The following is a 4,458-nucleotide window of genomic DNA, read 5'->3' on the forward strand; positions in this document are numbered from 1 at the left end:
TGTGTAAAACCTCGGCATTGGCAATATTGGTTTGAACAAGGGATTTAAAATAAAATACTTGTTGTCCAATCGAAAATACTCCCAACAACAATAGCAACCCGAGGGTATGAATATTTTGAGAAAGAGGAAAGAGTTTAATAGAAATCAGATCCCCCGATATCTTTTTCTTGAGAATTGATAATCCATTATACAATCCCAATATTGCCGTCGAAATCCAAAGGCGATTAAATAATGTTGAATTGGGGCTGATTTCTCCTTCGCTGACTCTAATCAGAATTGGAATAATGGCAAAGAGGATGAGAACGATCGAGAGCGCGCCTAAAGCCATTAAGGGTTTTTCATTGTTAGGGTTCGATCTTGATGGTAACTCCAATTCTTGAGTCATCAGTATTCCCAATTAATTTTAGCTTTCTAGTTTTTGTTGAATATACTGCGACAAGTTGTATTTTGTCAGAATATGTGGGAATATATGTGTTGCCCCTTGAATAGATCCTAAGCAATTTTCACTTTGACAAAGACAATCAAACCCCCGATCCATTGACCATTCTGTTGAAGGGTAAAAGAATGTAAATTCTTCTCCTCTCTTTATTTTTCTGATGGCAATTACCTGCATATTTTTTGTATCAAAAAAAACATTGGGATCGCAACTGTGATTGATATATTGTAAATACTCGGGAGCGAGCATGATATGTTGGCGATCGCTAATTTGCACGGTTAAATAATTGGGGCGATCGAGAACTTCTCGCGCACTAAAATTACTAATGACTTGTCCTTGTTCAAAGGCGATCGCCGCCCATAGGGATTTATCTCCGGTAGTCGGGCATTCCCGAATTTTGGCAAATGGTGAAGCCGTTAGATTGTCTTCTGCAATCTGCATTAATTCCACTCTCTAAAGAACATAACAGTAGCCCCTAGGATTGCAAAGAACGAAGAAAAAGTCAAGAAAAGCATCAAACTTGCCATCAAGATTGGTAAAAATGTTGCAAAAAAAATCATTATCCTCTTTCTTCTTGGGCTGTAGCCGAGATGGGGTCGCAATTTTTCTCGCAATTGGTTAATCTGTTCCATGAGAGTTTATTGATTTTGTTGTAATTTCTCTCAAACCCTCTGTCTGTTACCCTTTACAACTTTTGTCCTGTGCTGAGGTTGATAATTAATAATTGAAAAAGTTATGAAACCAAAATATAGCTTTGTTATTCCTATTTATAACGAAGAAAGTAATATTTTTGAACTGTCCAAACGCTTACAGGACGTTGCAGAACAGTTAGATGGAACGACGGAATTCATTTTAATTAATGATGGTAGTCGCGATCGCTCTTTAATCCTCATGCGAGAACTGCACGAGAAAGATTCTCGTTTTTGTTATTTAAGTTTAGCGAGAAATTTTGGTCATCAAATTGCCGTGACTGCGGGGCTAAATTTTGTGCGGGGAGAAGCCATTATTATTATGGATGCAGACTTACAAGACCCTCCTGAATTGGCGATCGCCATGGCGGAACAATGGCGATCGGGCTATCAAGTGGTGTACGCGCAACGCAGCAAGCGCCACCGGGAAAACTGGCTCAAACGCTTATATGCCTATTGGTTTTATCGCCTGCTCAAACGCCTTGCTGATGTGGATATTCCCACAGATACAGGGGATTTTTGCCTCATGGATCGAAAGGTGGTAGATGTTTTAAATGCCATGCCCGAGCGCAATCGCTATTTGCGGGGGCTGCGATCGTGGGTAGGATTTCGTCAAACTGCGATTAAATTTGAGCGAGATTCGCGGTTTTCCGGAGAGCGAAAATATACCTTTCGCAAGTCCTTTTCTTTGGCCTTAAATGGGATTATTTCTTTTTCTCGTATTCCCTTACGCATTTCAACTTATGTCGGCTTAATTTCGGCGGCGATCGCCTTAATTATGGCTTGTATGGTTCTCTATTGGCGCATCGTCCAACCTACGGCTCCTTTAACGGGTTTTGCGACGATTCATATTGCCGTTTTCTTCCTGGGTGCAGTACAGCTTGTCAGCATTGGTATTTTAGGAGAATATATCGGACGCATTTATGAAGAAGTAAAAGGCAGACCCATCTATATTTTAGGAGAAGTGGGAGGATTTGAAGACAACCAAGGTTTGCCGCAACGACTGCGCTAGAATTGTTAAGGTCTGTTACGCAACCTCCTGATGTCTCAACCCCTTGACCTGTCCGATCGCCTACCTACCCTCGAAGATGAACCCGACTCTCGCAACACGATCCGCATTCGAGGGGCGAGACAGCATAACTTGAAAAATATCGACCTCGATCTACCTCGCGATCGCCTCATTGTTTTCACGGGAGTATCGGGATCTGGGAAATCTTCTCTTGCTTTCGATACCATCTTCGCCGAAGGACAGCGACGTTATGTCGAGTCTCTCAGTGCCTATGCGCGGCAATTTTTGGGACAATTGGATAAACCCGACGTAGATGCGATCGAGGGGTTGAGTCCCGCCATTTCCATCGACCAAAAATCTACCTCCCATAACCCCCGATCCACCGTCGGTACCGTTACCGAAATTTACGACTATTTGCGGCTATTATTTGGACGCGCTGGGGAACCCCACTGTCCCCACTGCGATCGCAATATTGCCCCACAAAGCATCGATGAAATGTGCGATCGCATTATGGAACTCCCCGATCGCACCCGCTTTCAAATTCTGGCTCCTGTAGTGCGCGGCAAAAAAGGAACTCACAAAAAACTCATTTCTGGACTTGCCTCTGAAGGATTCGTGCGCGTGAGAATTAATGGAGAAGTTAGAGAACTAACCGATGCGATCGAATTAAGCAAAAACAATACTCACAATATTGAGATTGTCATCGATCGCCTGATTAAAAAGCCCGATATTCAAGAACGTCTCACCGACTCCCTTGCCACCAGTCTCAAGCGGTCTGAAGGAACGGTAATTATTGCTCTGCAACCGCAAGACGACAAGGAAAAACCCCAAGAAATCGTCTTTTCGGAAAACTTTGCCTGTCCGGAACATGGTGCAGTGATGGACGAACTTTCCCCACGTTTTTTCTCCTTTAACTCCCCTTACGGTGCTTGTTCTCACTGTCATGGCATCGGCAGTATGAGAACTTTTTCCCCTGAATTGGTCGTTCCCGATCCGACTCAACCCCTTTACAGCGCGATCGCCCCTTGGTCGGAAAAAGATAATTCCTACTATCTTTCCCTTTTATATAGTATCGGACAGGCTTATGGATTTGAATTACAAACTCCTTGGCACAAACTTACTCAAAAACAAAAAAATATTCTCCTGCAAGGTTGCGAAGAACCCATATTAATTGAATCCGAAAACGATCGCGAGGAAGGTTACTATCGCAAATTTTCAGGAATTTTAAATAATTTAGAACGCAATTATCAAGATACTAACTCAGAGGCAATTAAACAAAAACTAGAACAATATATTGTCTTTCAAACCTGCGAAACTTGTCAAGGAAAGCGCCTCAAACCCGAAGCCCTTTCCGTGCGTTTGGGACAATGCCATATTAACGATTTAACTAGCGTTTCTATTCGCGAGACATTAGAAAAAATCAACACCTTAAACTTAACTCAACGTCAAGCCTTAATTGGTGAATTAGCACTCAAAGAAATCAAACAACGCTTGCAGTTTCTCTTAGATGTTGGCTTAGATTATTTAACCCTCGATCGCGCTGCGATGACACTATCCGGAGGAGAAGCACAACGCATTCGCCTTGCAACACAAATCGGCGCAGGATTAACGGGAGTCTTGTATGTTTTAGATGAACCCAGTATTGGTTTGCACCAACGAGATAACGATCGCCTTTTAAAAACCTTGAAAAAATTGCGAGATTTGGGCAATACTTTGATTGTGGTCGAACATGACGAAGACACCATTCGTAATGCCGATTATCTTGTTGATATTGGACCGAAAGCTGGACTTCATGGAGGAGAAATTGTCTGTCAAGGAGACTTTAAAACTTTACTGGAAAATGAGCGATCGCTAACTGGGGCATATTTATCGGGACGGAAGGCGATCGCCACTCCAGAAAAACGCAGAAAAGGGAACGGACGCTCTCTCATTTTAACAAATTGTCATCATAATAATCTGCAAAATATTGATGTTACTATTCCTTTGGGAACATTAGTTTGTATTACTGGAGTTTCCGGTTCTGGTAAATCAACTTTACTCAATGAATTACTTTATCCCGCCCTGAAACATAAGCTCTTTAAAAAAGTTCCTTTTCCTAATAATTTGGATTCTTTAAAAGGAATTAATGGAGTGGATAAAGTTATTGTCATCGACCAATCGCCCATCGGTCGAACTCCGCGATCGAATCCAGCAACTTATACTGGAATTTTCGATCGCATTCGCGCTATTTTTACGGAAACAATAGAAGCAAAAGCACGAGGTTATAAACAAGGACGCTTTTCTTTTAATGTCAAAGGGGGGCGTTGTGAAGCCTGTAGCGGACA

At 42.2% G+C, this 4,458-nt stretch carries 3 protein-coding genes and 1 pseudogene; 2 read left to right on the forward strand and 2 right to left on the reverse strand.

Features of this window, described 5'->3' with window-relative positions:
• A pseudogene (locus VB714_RS06970) lies at positions 1-328 on the reverse strand (EamA family transporter); the annotation flags it as partial.
• 75 nt (positions 329-403) lie between these two features.
• The gene (locus tag VB714_RS06975) at positions 404-877 is read right to left on the reverse strand and encodes an SET domain-containing protein-lysine N-methyltransferase (RefSeq protein WP_323222489.1); all 474 of its coding nucleotides are present in this window, start codon (positions 875-877) and stop codon (positions 404-406) included.
• Positions 878-1,171: 294 nt separating this feature from the next.
• Between VB714_RS06975 and VB714_RS06980 the strand changes: the two genes are divergently transcribed.
• On the forward strand, positions 1,172-2,137 hold the full coding sequence (locus tag VB714_RS06980; RefSeq protein WP_323222491.1) for a glycosyltransferase family 2 protein: 966 nt from the start codon (positions 1,172-1,174) through the stop codon (positions 2,135-2,137).
• 30 nt (positions 2,138-2,167) lie between these two features.
• A partial coding sequence (gene uvrA / locus VB714_RS06985) for an excinuclease ABC subunit UvrA (protein ID WP_323222493.1) occupies positions 2,168-4,458 on the forward strand: 2,291 nt, incomplete at its 3' end.

The organism is Spirulina sp. 06S082 (assembly GCF_034932145.1).
Taxonomy (GTDB): Bacteria; Cyanobacteriota; Cyanobacteriia; order Cyanobacteriales; family Spirulinaceae; genus CCY15215.